Source organism: Megalodesulfovibrio gigas DSM 1382 = ATCC 19364 (genome assembly GCF_000468495.1).
GTDB lineage: Bacteria > Desulfobacterota > Desulfovibrionia > Desulfovibrionales > Desulfovibrionaceae > Megalodesulfovibrio > Megalodesulfovibrio gigas.
Genome location: NC_022444.1, coordinates 3,339,879 through 3,353,689 on the forward strand (window position 1 = coordinate 3,339,879; position 13,811 = coordinate 3,353,689).

The 13,811-nt window shown below is 64.6% G+C and carries 15 protein-coding genes; 10 read left to right on the forward strand and 5 right to left on the reverse strand.

What is annotated here, in order from left to right:
* The first annotated feature begins 12 nt into the window (after nt 1-12).
* The 5 genes from DGI_RS14715 (at nt 13) to pal (ending at nt 4,268) form a co-directional block, all read left to right on the forward strand.
* On the forward strand, nt 13-495 hold the full coding sequence (locus tag DGI_RS14715) for an ExbD/TolR family protein (protein WP_021761979.1): 483 nt from the start codon (nt 13-15) through the stop codon (nt 493-495).
* Between the two features lie 13 nt (nt 496-508).
* Entirely contained in the window at nt 509-1,822 is a 1,314-nt protein-coding gene (gene tolA, locus DGI_RS17525; RefSeq protein WP_051286662.1) for a cell envelope integrity protein TolA, read from the forward strand.
* Nucleotides 1,819-2,247, forward strand: coding sequence for a TonB C-terminal domain-containing protein (locus DGI_RS14725; RefSeq protein ID WP_021761981.1), 429 nt, complete (start codon nt 1,819-1,821; stop codon nt 2,245-2,247). The genes tolA and DGI_RS14725 overlap by 4 nt, the downstream gene beginning before the upstream one ends.
* A complete protein-coding gene (locus tag DGI_RS14730) occupies nt 2,244-3,566 on the forward strand; it encodes a PD40 domain-containing protein (RefSeq protein ID WP_021761982.1) in 1,323 nt (440 codons plus the stop codon). The genes DGI_RS14725 and DGI_RS14730 overlap by 4 nt, the downstream gene beginning before the upstream one ends.
* Nucleotides 3,567-3,758: 192 nt before the next feature.
* A complete protein-coding gene (gene pal / locus DGI_RS14735; RefSeq protein ID WP_021761983.1) occupies nt 3,759-4,268 on the forward strand; it encodes a peptidoglycan-associated lipoprotein Pal in 510 nt (169 codons plus the stop codon).
* Between the two features lie 95 nt (nt 4,269-4,363).
* Here the strand turns inward: pal and nikR are convergent, their stop codons facing one another.
* The 4 genes from nikR to DGI_RS14755 all read right to left on the reverse strand — a co-directional run bounded on the left by nikR (nt 4,364) and on the right by DGI_RS14755 (nt 7,113).
* The gene (gene nikR, locus DGI_RS14740; RefSeq protein WP_021761984.1) at nt 4,364-4,783 is read right to left on the reverse strand and encodes a nickel-responsive transcriptional regulator NikR; all 420 of its coding nucleotides are present in this window, start codon (nt 4,781-4,783) and stop codon (nt 4,364-4,366) included.
* A gap of 192 nt (nt 4,784-4,975) precedes the next feature.
* A complete protein-coding gene (gene pssA / locus DGI_RS14745; RefSeq protein WP_051286663.1) occupies nt 4,976-5,770 on the reverse strand; it encodes a CDP-diacylglycerol--serine O-phosphatidyltransferase in 795 nt (264 codons plus the stop codon).
* A gap of 14 nt (nt 5,771-5,784) precedes the next feature.
* Nucleotides 5,785-6,459 carry a phosphatidylserine decarboxylase family protein gene (locus DGI_RS14750; protein WP_021761986.1) on the reverse strand — a complete coding sequence of 225 codons (675 nt, stop codon included), beginning with the start codon at nt 6,457-6,459 and terminating at the stop codon, nt 5,785-5,787.
* Nucleotides 6,460-6,837: 378 nt separating this feature from the next.
* Nucleotides 6,838-7,113, reverse strand: coding sequence for a phasin family protein (locus tag DGI_RS14755; RefSeq protein ID WP_021761987.1), 276 nt, complete (start codon nt 7,111-7,113; stop codon nt 6,838-6,840).
* Between the two features lie 229 nt (nt 7,114-7,342).
* On the opposite strand from DGI_RS14755, the gene DGI_RS14760 reads away from it, so the two are divergent.
* The 4 genes from DGI_RS14760 to DGI_RS14775 all read left to right on the forward strand — a co-directional run bounded on the left by DGI_RS14760 (nt 7,343) and on the right by DGI_RS14775 (nt 9,601).
* The gene (locus tag DGI_RS14760; RefSeq protein WP_021761988.1) at nt 7,343-7,834 is read left to right on the forward strand and encodes a YajQ family cyclic di-GMP-binding protein; all 492 of its coding nucleotides are present in this window, start codon (nt 7,343-7,345) and stop codon (nt 7,832-7,834) included.
* Nucleotides 7,835-7,974: 140 nt separating this feature from the next.
* Complete coding sequence (locus DGI_RS14765) at nt 7,975-8,289, forward strand: hypothetical protein (protein ID WP_021761989.1); 315 nt, start codon at nt 7,975-7,977, stop codon at nt 8,287-8,289.
* 23 nt (nt 8,290-8,312) lie between these two features.
* Entirely contained in the window at nt 8,313-8,612 is a 300-nt protein-coding gene (locus DGI_RS14770) for a hypothetical protein (protein ID WP_021761990.1), read from the forward strand.
* Nucleotides 8,613-8,674: 62 nt separating this feature from the next.
* Complete coding sequence (locus DGI_RS14775; protein WP_021761991.1) at nt 8,675-9,601, forward strand: hypothetical protein; 927 nt, start codon at nt 8,675-8,677, stop codon at nt 9,599-9,601.
* A gap of 290 nt (nt 9,602-9,891) precedes the next feature.
* On the opposite strand, the gene DGI_RS14780 is transcribed toward DGI_RS14775, so the two are convergent.
* Nucleotides 9,892-12,345, reverse strand: coding sequence for a hypothetical protein (locus tag DGI_RS14780; protein ID WP_021761992.1), 2,454 nt, complete (start codon nt 12,343-12,345; stop codon nt 9,892-9,894).
* 78 nt (nt 12,346-12,423) lie between these two features.
* On the opposite strand from DGI_RS14780, the gene DGI_RS14785 reads away from it, so the two are divergent.
* On the forward strand, nt 12,424-13,719 hold the full coding sequence (locus tag DGI_RS14785; RefSeq protein ID WP_021761993.1) for a radical SAM protein: 1,296 nt from the start codon (nt 12,424-12,426) through the stop codon (nt 13,717-13,719).
* Nucleotides 13,720-13,811: the final 92 nt, after the last annotated feature.

A 13,811-nucleotide genomic window follows, 5' to 3' on the forward strand; every position in this document is an offset into this window, starting at 1 on the left:
AAGGAACTCCATATGGGCATGAGCTCAGGCAACGGCGGCCGCAACGGCATGATGGCAGAAATCAACGTGACCCCCTTCGTGGACGTCATGCTGGTGCTGCTCATCATCTTCATGGTCACCGCGCCCATGATGACCCAGGGCCTGGACGTGGACCTGCCGCAGACCCGCAAGGTGGACGTGCTGCCTTCGGAGGTGGAACACCTTGTCCTGACCATCACCAAAGACGGCTCCATGATGCTCGACAAGTATCAGACCAACCTGAATACCCTGCAGGCCCAGGTGAAGCAGAACGTGGTGGCTGCCAAGAAACAGCTTTTCCTGAAGGCGGACAAGGACGTGCCCTACGGTGTGGTGGTGCAGGCCATGTCCGAGATTCGCCTGGCCGGTGTGGAAAAACTGGGCGTGGTGGCGGAACAGGCGGAACTGCCCGCCGCATCCTCGCAACCCGCTCCCCCCAAAGCCACCGGCACCTCCGGCGGCAAGCCGAAGCAGTAGTCGAGACGGTTTCATGCCTGCATCGCGTTGGACAAGTCTGGCCATCTCCCTGGCCATCCACCTGCTGGTGGTGTTGCTCGTGCTCTTTGGTCCGTCCATGAGCACGCCGCCGCCGTTCGACCCCAAAAACGTGGTCATGCTGGACATGGTGGGCGACCCGACCAAGCCGGCCGGCCCGAAGATAGACGGCAGAACCATGGCCGGCGATCCTTCCAAGCCCTCGGCCGCTCCGGCCAAAGTCAAGGAAGGCTCCCCGCCTCCGCCACCCAAGGGAGACCCGGACGCCGGCACGCCCGTCAAAGGCCCGGAACCCAAACCCGAGCCGCCAAAACCGGAACCGCCCAAGCCCGAGCCGGCCAAGCCCGAACCGGCCAAGCCGGAGCCCGCAAAACCGGAACCGGCCAAGCCCGAGCCCGCAAAACCGGAACCGCCCAAGCCCGTGGAGCAGCCTAAGCCCAAGCCGCCAACTCCGGACAAGGCCACGCCCATTGCGGAAAAAACTGAGCCCAAGAAGCCCGAACCGAAACCGGAAGACAAAAAGCCCGAGCCCAAAAAGCCCGAGCCCAAGCCGGCCTCGGCCCAGAAGCCCCCGGCCAAACCGGACCCCAAGGCAGCAGACGCAGCCAAGAAACCGGATCCCAAGGCGGCGACCACGGCCGCAAAGCCGGACGCCAAGGCGGCGGACACGGCCAAGAAGCCGGACACCAAGGCGACAGATGCCGCCAAGCAGACGGCGAGCACGGCCAAGCCCGATGCCAAAGCTGGCGCCAAGCCCGATGCCAAGGCCGATGCCAAGGCGGGCCAGGGACCACAGGGCACCAAGCCGGGCGTCAAGGGTCAGGCCCAGGGCGATCCCAATGCCAAGGCCCTGTCCGAGGCATTGCGCGACGTGGCGGCCCAGGCCAAGAGCGCCGAAGGCGACATCGTGGGCGATGCCCTGGCCGAGCTGCAAGGGACGCGATCCGGCACGGGCTTTGCCCGGGACGGCACCGGCGGCGCAGGCGGCGATGGCCGCGGCGGCGGCGGCGGCACGTCCCCCGAGCTTGCCTATGCGCAGTATGTCTCCAGGGTGGTCAAGGAATACTGGATCCTGCCGCCCACGGTGGACTCGCGCATGAACGTGCAGACCGAGGTGGTCGTCTCCATCGACGCCTCCGGAAAGATCTATAATTTCCAGGTCAAGACCCCCTCCGGCCGCGGGGATTTCGATTCCTCGGCCCTGCAGGCCCTGACCAAAACCCAGCTGGAAGCGCACCTGACGGCCCCGCCCACCCGGCGGAATATGACCTTCAGCATCACGTTCAACGCCCGGGAGCAGACCTCATGAGGCGACGCGGCATTGCAGGCTCCCTGCTGCTGGCCAGCGCTCCCTTCTGGCTGACCTGGCCGGCGTGGCCAGTCTGGGCCCAGCAGCCCGCCTCCCCGGCGCAGCAGTGGTCTGGAGCCACGGCGGAAGAACTGGATGTGGCCTGGGCTGCGCAAATCTCGCAGCAGATCAAGCAGCACTGGCGGGTTCCCCGGGGCGTTTCCCCCGTTGGCCCCGTCCTGGTGACGCGAATCAGGCTGCAGTTCGACGCCAGCGGCGTCCTTGCGTCCCATTCCCTGGCGCGTTCCTCGCAAAATGCGGCGTTCGACGAGGCGGCGATGCTGGCCGTCACCCTGGGCACAGCCAATGCCGTGTTCGGTCCGCCTCCGTCCAACACCTCGTTCTCGTTCAGTATCGATTTCAACTCCAAGGAGCAGCCGCGGTGAGCGTCTCCCCCCTGTCCCGCACCATTTCCTGCGTTCCGCACCGTCTGCGCCTGTTGGTGTCGGCGCTGTTGTTCGTGGCCGCCGTATGGCCCTCCCTGGCCAACGGGCAGACAGCCAACGGCATGATCAACGTCACCATCACCGGCTCGGGCCAGGGCACGTTCAAGATGGCCTTGGCCCAGCCCCTCGGCGGGGATCCCGGCCTGGCCTCCCAGCTGCAGGAACTGGTGCGCCAGAACCTGGCCATTCTGCCCATCGTGGATCTGCTGCCAGATTCCGCCATCCTGGGCGGCACGACCCTCAACGCCTATCAGGGCGATGCCATCGACTTCAATCGCTTCCAGCTGGCCGGCGCCAATTATGTGGTCACCACTGGCTGGCCCGCCCCGGGCACGGTGGAACTGCGCGTGTACGACGCCTTCAGCCGCACGCTGCTGGTGGGCAAGCAGTACACCGGCCTCGCCGCCGCGGCGCTGCCCAAAGTGGCGGATCGATTCTGCGGCAGCTGGCTTGAATCCTTGCATCTTTCGCCAGACCTGTACCGTGCGTCCCTGGCCTATGTGGCGGCTGGTTCCAACCGCAACGTCTTCGCTGCCCGCCCCAATGGCCGGGACAAGCGGCAGATCACCAGCCTGAACGGCCAGTGCATGAGCCCGGCATGGTCTCCGGACGCCCGCAGCATCGCCTTCACCCACCTGTCCAACCGCTACAACTCCCTGGGGGTGTGGTCCGGCGGGCAGGTCCGCACCATGCGCTATCCCGGCAACCTGGTCATCGGGCCGTTCTATTTGGCCAGCGGCCAGCTGGCAGCATCCATCGCCGTCAAGCCCTCGCCGGGCATCTACCTGCTGGGCAGCAACCTGCAACCCTCGCAGACCCTGGTGGAAGACAACGCCATCAACACCTCGCCGCGGTTTGATCGTTCCGGCACGCGCATGGTGTTCGTCTCCGACCGGTACGGCAGCCCGCAGATCATGCTCAAGGACGGCGGCGGCATCCGCCGGCTGACCACGAGCGGCTGGAACACGGATCCCACCATCAGCCCGGACGGCACCATGGTGGCCTTTACCCGCCAGACTGGCGGCGGGCACCGCCTGTTCCGCATCGACCTCACCGGCGGCGGCGAAACGCAGATCAGCTTCGGCCCGGGCTCCGACGAACAGCCGGCGTTCCTGACCGACAGCTACTTCGTGGCGTTCACCTCCAGCCGGGCGGGCAGCAAGCAGTTGTACCTGACCACCAAGGACGGCCTGGAGCCCAAACCGCTGCCCCTGGGCGGGGCCACCTTCCCGGCCTGGGGGATCACCGAAGCCCCGTAGCGCAAGGGCTGGGAAGGCTATTGACTGATGAATCAAAGCGCTATACCACTCGCCATCTTTTCGCGCTGCGGACGGCACCCCAGTGCCGCGGGAATGTTCCCGGCGTCAACTCGCCAATTGGCTGCTCCGTCGCGCAGTTAACAAACTTAACCCCCCATTCATTGGACGCGCAATCGCGTAGGAGGAAGGAACATGTCCGTCACCCGCATTTTGCAACTGGCTTTGCTTTGTGCTTTGGTGCTGGTGGCCGCCGTAGGCTGCAGCAAGAAGCCCATGACCGATCCCGCCGGGACCGGCGGCGGTGGATACGATCCCGCCCTGGACGCCGCTCGCTCGCTTTCTGAAAGCGAACGCGTGATTCTGGACGAAAAAGTCTACTTTGCCTTCGACAGCTACGAGCTCAACGCTGCCGCCCAGGCCGTGCTGCAGCGCAAGGCTCAGCTCATCCGCAGCAAGCCCACCCTCAAAGTGCTCATCGAAGGCCACTGCGATGAGCGCGGTACCCAGGAATACAACATCGCCCTGGGCAACCGTCGTGCGCAGGCCTCCCAGCGCTACCTGCTGAACATGGGCGTGCCCGCCATGCAGCTGGAAACCATCAGCTACGGCGAAGAACGTCCTGCCGCCGTGGGCCACAACGAAAACGCCTGGGCCCAGAACCGTCGCGACGAATTCAAGGCCGTCTGGGGCGCCATCCAGTAGACGAACGTCTGCGGCACCATGCGCAGCAATATAACACGCTGCCGGGACTGGCGGTCCCGGCAGCGTTTTTTTGTGTCCTGTTCAGCGACTGGCACTCACATGATGTCCTTGCCTGTGGTGGTCAGATTCAGCTTGCCGTGCTTCACGCCCTTGGTGGAGATGAGCTTTTGCCCCAGGGCCTGCACGTCCTTGCCCGGGCCTTTGAGGATGAGCACTTCCAGGCAGTTGTCGTGGTCCAGATGGGCATGGATGGTGGAGATGATGACGTCGTGATGGTCGTGCTGCAACTCGGTGAGCCGCTGCGCCAGATCGCTTTTGTGATGGTCGTACACCAGGGTCAGGGTGCCGGCCACCACGTTGCCCGTATCCTCCCACTCCTTTTGCACCAGCGTGTTGCGAATGAGGTCCCGAATGGCCTCGGAACGGGTCTGATAGCAGCGTTCCTCGCACAGGGCATCAAATTTTTCGAGCAATTCCGAGTCCAGGGAAACGCCGAAGCGGATGGTCTGTCCCATGCCTTCGTCCTTCGCAGGTTGCGGCGCCTGAATCCAACGGGAAGCGGCGCCTGGGTCCAACGGGATGCCTCGCGGCAGTTGTAGCACCAATACCCGGACGTTTCAGCAAAAAAATCCCCCGCCCAGCATGACGAAACGCATGCCGGACGAGGGAAACATTGCCCGAATACCAGCCCGATTGAGGCAGACACCTTACACGGACGGCCGCTCCTCCATGCTGCGCACCGAGGCCAGCAGCGCCGCCGTGGGACCAGACATGCCATACGCCATGATCAAGGCGAAGGACACCAGCCACGGCCGCATGCCCAATAAATAGGCCACGCCAGCTACCGCCATGGTCCACCGGGCCGGATGCGCCCGCAGCTGGGCGCGAATAAGCGCAGGATTTTTCAAGGAAAGATATGGCACCCGGCTAACCATGAGCAGGGCCAGCAGCAGGCACAGGGCCAGGCAAAAACCCGGCAGCAACTGTGTAATCTGCTGTCCCATTTCGATGCTGTGCCAGAACAGGCACAACGTGGCCAGGGCCAGCGCCGCCGCCGGGATGGGCAACCCTGTGAAATGCACAGACTTGCTGACCGCAGACTGCACGTTGAACCGCGCCAGCCGGTACACGCCGCCAGCCACCAGCGCAAAAGCCCCCAGCGCCCCCACCCGGCCGAAGTCGTGCAGCTGCCACTTGAAGATCAGAATGGACGGCAACACCCCGAAGGCCACCACATCCACCAGGGAATCCAGCTGCGCCCCCAAGGGACTGGTGGAACGGGTGAGCCGGGCCAGATTGCCATCAATGCCATCCAGCAAAAAACAAAGCAGGATGGCCAGGGCAGCATGCTCGAACCGACCGTCCATGACCATCAGGATGCCGGCAAATCCGCTGCACAGGCTGGTCATGGTCACCAGATTCGGCAGGTGGGCCACCCAGCCGGAGGCGGCAGGCTGCCGCTCCCTGCCTCGTCTGGGATTGCGGTTGTTCACATCGGGCATGGCGTCCCTCCCCCTCACCCTGTTGTGTCGCCATGACCGGGAGACTGAACAGCCAGGACGGTCATGCCCGCCAGCGTTCCATCTCCTGCCTTCACGACTGGTTCAAACGCGTCATCCAGATACACATCCACACGCGAGCCGAACATGATGCAGCCGAAGCGTTCCCCCAGCGCCAGCACATCCCCGGGCTCGACCCGGCACACGATGCGCCGCGCCACCAGCCCGGCAATCTGCACCAGGGTGGTGCGCCGCCCGTCCGCCCCTTGCAGTGTCAGCACGCAACGCTCGTTGTACACGCTTGCTTTATCGAAGGAAGCATTGAAGAATTTGCCGGGATGATGCTTGCGGTACACCACACGCCCCGGCACCGGCGCCCGGTTCACGTGCACATTGAAGACATTCATGAAGATGCAGATGCGCGTGCGCGCCACGCCCGAAACAGGGTCCGGTTGCCGATCCACGGCAAGCACCCGGCCGTCCGCCGGGCTGACGACCACAGGCGCGTCGTGTTCGGTCACGTGCGCAATGCGTACGGGATCGCGGAAAAACCACAGGCTGAATGCGGTGAACAGGAGCCCTGCCAGGGCAGGCACGCTCCAACCAAGCACGGCTGCCACCACAGTGGCAAATGCCGCCAGACCGATGACAGGAAGGCCCTCCAGGGCCAGACCGGGACGTGAAGGCTGCACCAGAAATCCGCCTTGCAGGGAGCCCCTGCCGGCAAACGCCCCGCGCGCCCGCCCCTGGTCCTCCGTGCTGCAGAATACACATATGACACAATGCTGCAACAATCAAGGCGAATTCGTCATGGCGGCAGGCGGTTGCCGCTGGCTGTAACGGAGCCACGCCCTAAGCATCAGCAATAATTCCAGCAGCAAGTTTTTTAAATTCTGGCACAACCGCGTTGCAAGGGAGGCCTGCAGGGAGCAATGCCCCACCCGCTGCACGCGGGCATCTCGCATCGTATTGTTCCAGGGCGGGACGATAGCAAAAATGCCTGCGATGGATTCAGGGGAACACCGTTGCGGCGAACGGTGTTTCCCTGAGCATTCTTCTGAAACTGGGCGCTATCCCTTGGCCTTGATGAGTTTCTTCAGATCCTCCACATCGTCCTTGGTGGCCAGGCCCAGTTCGGCCACGGCCTCCCGCAGGGCGGTCTTCAGGCTGGCCTCCATGTCCGTGCGCTCCTTGGCGGCGCGGGCCTTGGCGTCATCCAGGAATTTTTCCGCCTCCTCGCGCGAGAGCTTGCCCCGCTCCTCCAGGTCCCCGAGCAGTTCGTCCATTTTGTCCTTGGCCATGTACGCGGCGCCCAGGCCAATGTAGAGCAAATCCTTGGGAAGCATGTGCGTCTCCTTGCGATAACTCACGGTAAAGATGGTGACGGCAGAACAATCCACAAGCGTGCCCCGGCGCAGTCCGCGCTGCAGCCTCGGCCCACGCCCAGTGGTCCCAGTATCATGACTACATTGGCCCGCCCGGGATGGCAAGCCGCCAGCAAGGGCTTGCTCTTTCGCTGCATTGCGGCTAGGGAAAGAACGTTTCAGGATCATTCAGCCAGATTCGGGAGACGCCATGCCTTCCTTTGATATCGTCAGCAAGATCGACTTGCAGGAACTGGACAACGCCATCAACAACGTCAAGAAAGAGATCCAAACGCGGTACGACTTCAAGACGGGACGCGCCGAAATTGATCTCAACAAGAAAGACAAAAAAGTCACGCTGCTGGCCTCGGACGACATGAAGCTGCGCGCCATGCAGGAAATGCTGGCCAGCCATCTGGTCCGCCGCAAGCTGGACCCCCGCTGCATGGAATTTGCCGACCCGGAAGACGCCTCCGGCAACGCCATCCGCGTGGTGGCGACCTTGCGCGAGGGCGTGAACAAGGAAACCGGGCAGAAAATCGTCAAGCTCATCAAGGCCTCGGGCATCAAGGTGCAGCCGGCCATTCAGGATGAGCAGGTGCGCGTGACCGGGAAAAAAATCGACGAGCTGCAGGCCGTCATCGCCCTGCTGGGCCAGGAAACCTTCGACCGGCCGCTGCAGTTCGAAAACATGAAGCGCTGATCCCGGGCGCGGCCGGCAAGTGGACACGGCACCCCGCACCTGCTACTGTCCCGATGCAGTGGGGCAGGCGTGCGCCAACGCCGCCAGCCCCACAGGACACCCCCGACCCCCTGAAAGATGACCTGTACAAGGAGGCTCCGGTGCCGCCATACCAGTCCCTCACGGCATTTCGCCCTTTCCTGCGCGCGTTTCTGGCGGCGCTGGCGTGCTGCGTCGTCCTGGTGGCCGGCTGCGCCAGCGAGCCTGGCATCAACTGGGAAGAGCGTTATCTGGTGTACAATTATGCTGACGCCGTACGCGATTACGGCGAGCCCGCCGCCTGCTCCGGCGAACCCGGAGGCGGGCGCGTCTGCAGCTGGAAAACTGGCGGTGCGTTCGAATACCGCGACCAGATGGTGATGAAATTCGACGCGGCAGACCTGCTGGTGTCGTACCGCACTGCCAAAATTCGCTGACGGTCTTGCCCAAGGAGATGCCCATGCCAGGCATGCACGACATCACCGCCCAGTTGGCCGCCGTGGAAGAAAAATTGCATTTTCTGCACCAAAGCATCACCGCGTGCAGGGGTGCGCCGCTGACTCCCGAGGCCCTGGCCGGGCTGGCGCACATCGTCTCGGACCTGGTGCGCAGCGTGCAGGAAACCCGGCGCGACGTGGACGGCATCCGTGGACGCGAAGACATCCACTGCCCAGGCGGCACGGGCCTGCCTGATGCACCCGCCGAAGATGCGGCGGATGACGACGACATCCAGGAACAGCGCAGACACGGCGCAGCGTAACGCCCGCCCTGCGCCACCACTACAGCCTGCCATGGCGCTGGGCCACGCCCGGAGGGATATGCATGCGCGCTGAACGGTTCTCCCGCAGCTGCCCGGCAACGCCGGCGACCTCCCTGACAACGTCCCTGACACCGTCCCTGACACCGTCCATGGCGGCACTGCTGGCGCTTGCCTTGCTGCTCGCCCTGGTTGCCATGCCGGTCCGGGCGCATGCCCAAGGCACCACCATCGGCAGACCCTTTTCGGGTGACGCCGGCAACCAGTTCGAATATCTCCAATTCATTGTGGCTGAAGACCGGACCCTCACCGGCGCGATCATCAACAATGCGCCGCGCCCCCGCCGCGATGTGGAAGTGCAAGTCACCGCCATCGGCCTGGAGAGCCGCGCCCCGGTGTGGAGCTTCAAGCAACGGTTTTCGGAAATCCCGCCCAACGGCCGGGTGGAGATCCGCGCCGCGTACGGCCGCTTCACTGCGGAACCCGGCGCCTTCACCTTCAAGTTCACCGAAGCCGCCGCTCCGCCGCCCGTGCAAGCGCCTCCCCCACCCGACGCGCAGCCCGGGCCCCCGGTTTCAGACGGCGAGTCCCCCACCCGGAACTTCTGCTCGGCCATTTTCAGCGAACGCGGCGAGTATGTGCTGGAAGGCACCGGCCCATGCGAAAGCGTCGCCTTCCCCCTGGAACCAGGGCTGGTGCGCTTTGAAGTCTCCCGCAAGGGCGGTGACCCCATCAGCGTGGAACTCAGGGACAACGAAAAGCAGCTGGTCGCCACCCTGGCCACCAACTCCACATACAGAAATCTCAAGGCATCCAGCAAGATAAACCAAGCGCTGCGCTACCGCCTGCAGGTGACCCATGACGGCAAATGGACGGTGCGGGTGAGCGGGACAGGACTCCGCGACTTCGGGAGCCGGCCGTCCGACGATGACGCCTCCCCGGCCGAGCCGCGCGAGCCCCAGGGCAAACGCTTTGAACTGACCCTGGAATAGCGCAAGTTATCTGTGAAAGGAGTTCTCGGGGGAAAACCTTTCGGAAGAAAGGACCTTCCCCCGACCCCCTTTCCAAAGACTGTTATTGTGATTCAAGGTCGCTCTCAACGTGTTGGAAGGGGAAAGCGCGAGAGGGGAGACCCTTTTGCAACACGGTTTCCCCTCTCGTATCGTCCTTTTTCAACAGTAAAATGCCCTACCGCATGTCGCCCTTTTGAGCAGCACTCGCCTGTTTGAACAGCGCGCGCTCGGGGGAATCCTCTTTGACGAGGGTTCCCCGCCCTGGCCTGCTACTCGTCTGCAATCACATTCCCGGTCCGAGCTGCCCGCAAGGCCGCATCCGCCTGACCGGCATGGCCCGCGTGGCCATTTGCGTGGCCATTTGCGTGCCCTGTCGCCCGAGGGCGCGGCGTGGCCTGGGGGGTGTCCTCATCATCGAAGGAGATGATGTCTTCCAGGGCTGCAATGTCTCGCTCCAACTGCTCTTCGTAGGCCAGGCCCGATGCGCGGCGCTCCAGGTCGGGCATGATGGTAGGTTCGAAGGACACCAAGGCGTCGGAGCCATCAAGTCCAACGAGTCCATCGCCCTCCAGGTGCGTCTGCGCGGCGGCCCTGCGCGCCCGGCCAGGCGCGGCTGGGGCGGCGGCTGGGGACGGGGCATCGGCCTCAAACAGGACGAGCGCCTCATCCTCCGCGGTCAGGTCATCCACAAACTGCAGGATATCCTCGCCAGCTTCCACCTCGAAGACTCCGTCGAACATGATGGCGTCGGCATCCGCCACGGCCCCGCCCGCAGGCGTGGTGGCAGGGGCGGCATCGTCCACGGAAAAGACCGGGGAGACCTCGTCATCCAGCATGAATACCAGTTCTTCGTCAGTCAGGGCAGCGTGTCCGGTGCTGGACGCCGCGGGAGCCGCGGCCGGGGTGGCCGAGGTGGCCGCCTCGCCGGCGTCGGGCATCTCGAAGATCAGGTCATCGTCATCCAGGGCCGCGGCGATGTCCTCGCCGCTGGCGGCGACCATGGCCGGCGCATCCCCGGTTTCGAAATCGATCACCAGTTCGCCGTCGTCGCCGTCCGGCTCAAGGGCGAGGGTCGCCATGCCGGCGTTCCCGACACCCCGCACCGGGGGCAATGCGTCCGCCTCGAAACGGATCTCCGTTTCGGTGGCGTCGCCTTCCTCCTCGGCACGCAGCAGCCCGTTGGCAGGTGATGCGCCTGGGAACGGCTCGGGCGACGGCTCGGACAACAATTCGGCAGGGGAAGAAGGCGGCAGCACGGCGTCCGCCTCTGCGTCCGCTTCCTGGGTTGCCGCATCGCTCGACAACAGCTCGGACATGATGTCCACCTGGGCCGCGGTGGGAACCGGGGACCTCTCCAGCTCTGACATCTCAAATTCGGGCACCTCGAACGACAACGCCGCATCCGGCAACTCTGCCCCGATTGGCCCGAGCGGCTCAACTGGCTCATCCCACATGCGGGTGTCGTCGGGCTCCTCGAAGCGCTCCGGCGCCTCCGGCAAGTCCGGCAGCTCGGCTTCAAAATCGAGCAGCCCATCATCCAGCTCGCCCCGGCTGTCCGTGACAGCTGGACGCGGGTCATCGAACTGCAGTTCCAGGGCCGAGGGAGGCGGCAGGGTTGGATCCTCCCAGGCCTCGTCTGAGTCGAACGAGATCGCGGCTTCGGCGTCGAGGTCGTTTTCCAGGGATTCGTCAAGCGCCCACGTGGACGCGTCCGGTTCGCCCAGCTCGCCTGTTGCATCTGGTGCATCTGGTGCATCTGGGGCAGACTCCTCGAACACAAGGGCCAGACCTTCGTCGTCAGGGTCAGCCTCGCCGGAGCTGCCCCCCGATTTGCCCCCCAATTTGCCCCCCAATTTGCCCCCCGACTTCCCCAGGGACGCAGGGGCTTGTTCCCAAATGTCATCCTCGGCATCGTCGCCGGCAAAAATGGAGGACAAGGCCGCGGCATCCTCAGCCCCCCTGGACGACGAGAAGGGGACCGGCTCGAACACAAGGTCGGGCTCGGCATCGGCCTCTGATTCGAACACCGGCTCTGCCCCCGAATCGGCCAGCGGTTCCAGCTCGTCGGCATGCACCGTCTGGCTGAACCAGGGCGCAACGAGGGCCGGCTTTTTGTGTGGGGGAACCGGCACAGACGCTGGCAGGGGGGAGGGTTCCTCGACGAAGGCATCATGTTCGTCCAGGGAATCCAGAGAGTCCGGAGAGTCCAGGGAATCCAGGGAATCCAGGGCCACGGAACCGTCGCGGTCCGCATCGCCCGGGCCATCTGCTGCGGGAGCCTGCGCCACGGCCACAGCCGCCAGCACGCCTACGCCGGCAGCCGCAGCGGCATCGAGCAGGGCGTCCTGCTCCTGATGACGCTTGAGGGCCTGCGCGGCGCTGTCGGCCAGATGCAGCTGGGCGGCCTCCACCTCAATGGGTTCTTCCACCGCCAGGGCTCCCAGCGCATGGACAGCATCGCGAGAAGATGCGACACCAGGGCCGGCCGGCGCCTGCCTGAGCAGCGTCACGGTTTCTTCCTGCAGTTGTACCAGATGCTCCATGTGGGAAGCCAGACGACCGAGCACATCCGCCAGCGCCGTGCGCTCGGCCGAGGCAGTATGCAGCAGCATGCGCAACATGGCCTGCAGTTGCTTGAACAACACAACAATGGCAGCCAGGCAGGCAATACCCGTCACAAGACTCAACAACCCGCCTGGGGGGAGGCCGAAAAGCTGATCCATGCAGTCCTCTCTCCACAAGAATTCCATCTTCAGCAACTACCAGTCCTGTATCTCAAACCTCGGGAAAACGCAAAAGAAATGGCTTCCAAATCCTTGCGACCATTTGCAGTGTTCGCGGACAGTTCCGGCAACATCTATGATCATCCATCCCTGTTGATGGTCTGCCGCCGCGGCGAGGAGCTGGCCCTGCCGCGACCGGACGAACTCATGCCCATGCCCCAGGAAAGCCAACTCTTCCTGCTGCCCGGCCGGCATGCCCTGGGGCTGGACCCGGACTCCGGAACCCTGGAGCAACTGGAGGAACAGGCCGTGGCCGCCTTTGTGAGCCCCGGCCACACCTGCACGGGCGTGGCCGCCTATGCCCCCGGCGCCCAGGCCCCGGTGCTGCCCATGTTTTCGTACGGCGCCGTGGGCTATGCCGACGGGCAATTCTGGGTGGCGGCCAGGCAGGTGGATGCCGAGCCGCGGCAGGTATTCTCCCACATTCCGGAAGCGAACATCCGTAAAGGGGCCGCGGCCCTGCTCAAGGCCATGCCCGGCAACCGGCTGGTGGAGCACCTGACCGGCTGCGCCCTGCGCTCACGCTGTCCGGCGGCGCGAAATCTGTGCCTGGGGCGGTATGAATCGCCCCTGCCCACGGCCCGGGCCTGCAACGCCCGCTGCATCGGCTGCCTTTCGCTGCAGCCCGACGAATCCGGCTTTCCCGCCACCCAGCACCGGCTGAACTTCACGCCCACACCGGAGGAGGTGGCCGCCGTCATGCTGCATCACGACGTCCGCTCCAGCCGGCCCGTGCATTCCTTTGGCCAGGGCTGCGAGGGCGATCCCCTGACCGAGGCGGACATCCTTGCCCAGAGCATCCGGCTGTTCAAACAGGGCGGCGGGCAGGGCACCGTGAACTGCAACACCAATGCAAGCCAGCCCAACGCCGTGGCCATGCTGGCGGAAGCCGGCCTCAACTCCATGCGCGTGAGCTGCATCAGCGCCCGGGAGGAGTTCTACAACGCCTATCACCGGCCGGCCAACTACAGCCTGGCCGACGTGCGGGAAAGCATCATGACCGCCAAGGCGCATGGCATGTTCGTCTCCATGAACCTGCTCTACTTTCCAGGCATCACGGACAGCGAGGAAGAGTACGCCGCGCTGGAGGAGCTGATCGCCGCCACGAGGCTGGACTTCATCCAATGGCGCAACCTGAATCTGGACCCGGCCATGGTGCTGGAGGTGGCCAGGCAGGGCCGCGAAGGCCGCGCGCCCTCGCCGGCCATGGGCTTCAACACCATGCGCAAGCGGCTCAAAAAGGCCTGCCCCTGGCTGGGCTATGGCTACTTCAACCCCTACCTGCCCGGCCTGGACGCCACGCCTGGGGCCTGATGCCCTTCCGGAGGGTGCGGACTTCGGGCGTGCTCCAAGAAAAACCGCCGCCTGCATTGCGAATGCTGCAGGCGGCGGTTTTGCTGTGAATG

What these genes read in the sequence shown, in the direction of transcription:
- DGI_RS14760 (WP_021761988.1), top strand. Translation starts at nt 7,343, where the DNA reads ATGCCTTCCTTTGATATCGTCAGCAAGATCGACTTGCAGGAACTGGAC.
- DGI_RS14780 (WP_021761992.1), bottom strand. Translation starts at nt 12,345, where the DNA reads ATGGATCAGCTTTTCGGCCTCCCCCCAGGCGGGTTGTTGAGTCTTGTG.
- DGI_RS14755 (WP_021761987.1), bottom strand. Translation starts at nt 7,113, where the DNA reads ATGCTTCCCAAGGATTTGCTCTACATTGGCCTGGGCGCCGCGTACATG.
- DGI_RS14770 (WP_021761990.1), top strand. Translation starts at nt 8,313, where the DNA reads ATGCCAGGCATGCACGACATCACCGCCCAGTTGGCCGCCGTGGAAGAA.
- pssA (WP_051286663.1), bottom strand. Translation starts at nt 5,770, where the DNA reads ATGCCCGATGTGAACAACCGCAATCCCAGACGAGGCAGGGAGCGGCAG.
- DGI_RS14775 (WP_021761991.1), top strand. Translation starts at nt 8,675, where the DNA reads ATGCGCGCTGAACGGTTCTCCCGCAGCTGCCCGGCAACGCCGGCGACC.
- tolA (WP_051286662.1), top strand. Translation starts at nt 509, where the DNA reads ATGCCTGCATCGCGTTGGACAAGTCTGGCCATCTCCCTGGCCATCCAC.
- DGI_RS14715 (WP_021761979.1), top strand. Translation starts at nt 13, where the DNA reads ATGGGCATGAGCTCAGGCAACGGCGGCCGCAACGGCATGATGGCAGAA.
- DGI_RS14785 (WP_021761993.1), top strand. Translation starts at nt 12,424, where the DNA reads ATGGCTTCCAAATCCTTGCGACCATTTGCAGTGTTCGCGGACAGTTCC.
- pal (WP_021761983.1), top strand. Translation starts at nt 3,759, where the DNA reads ATGTCCGTCACCCGCATTTTGCAACTGGCTTTGCTTTGTGCTTTGGTG.
- nikR (WP_021761984.1), bottom strand. Translation starts at nt 4,783, where the DNA reads ATGGGACAGACCATCCGCTTCGGCGTTTCCCTGGACTCGGAATTGCTC.
- DGI_RS14725 (WP_021761981.1), top strand. Translation starts at nt 1,819, where the DNA reads ATGAGGCGACGCGGCATTGCAGGCTCCCTGCTGCTGGCCAGCGCTCCC.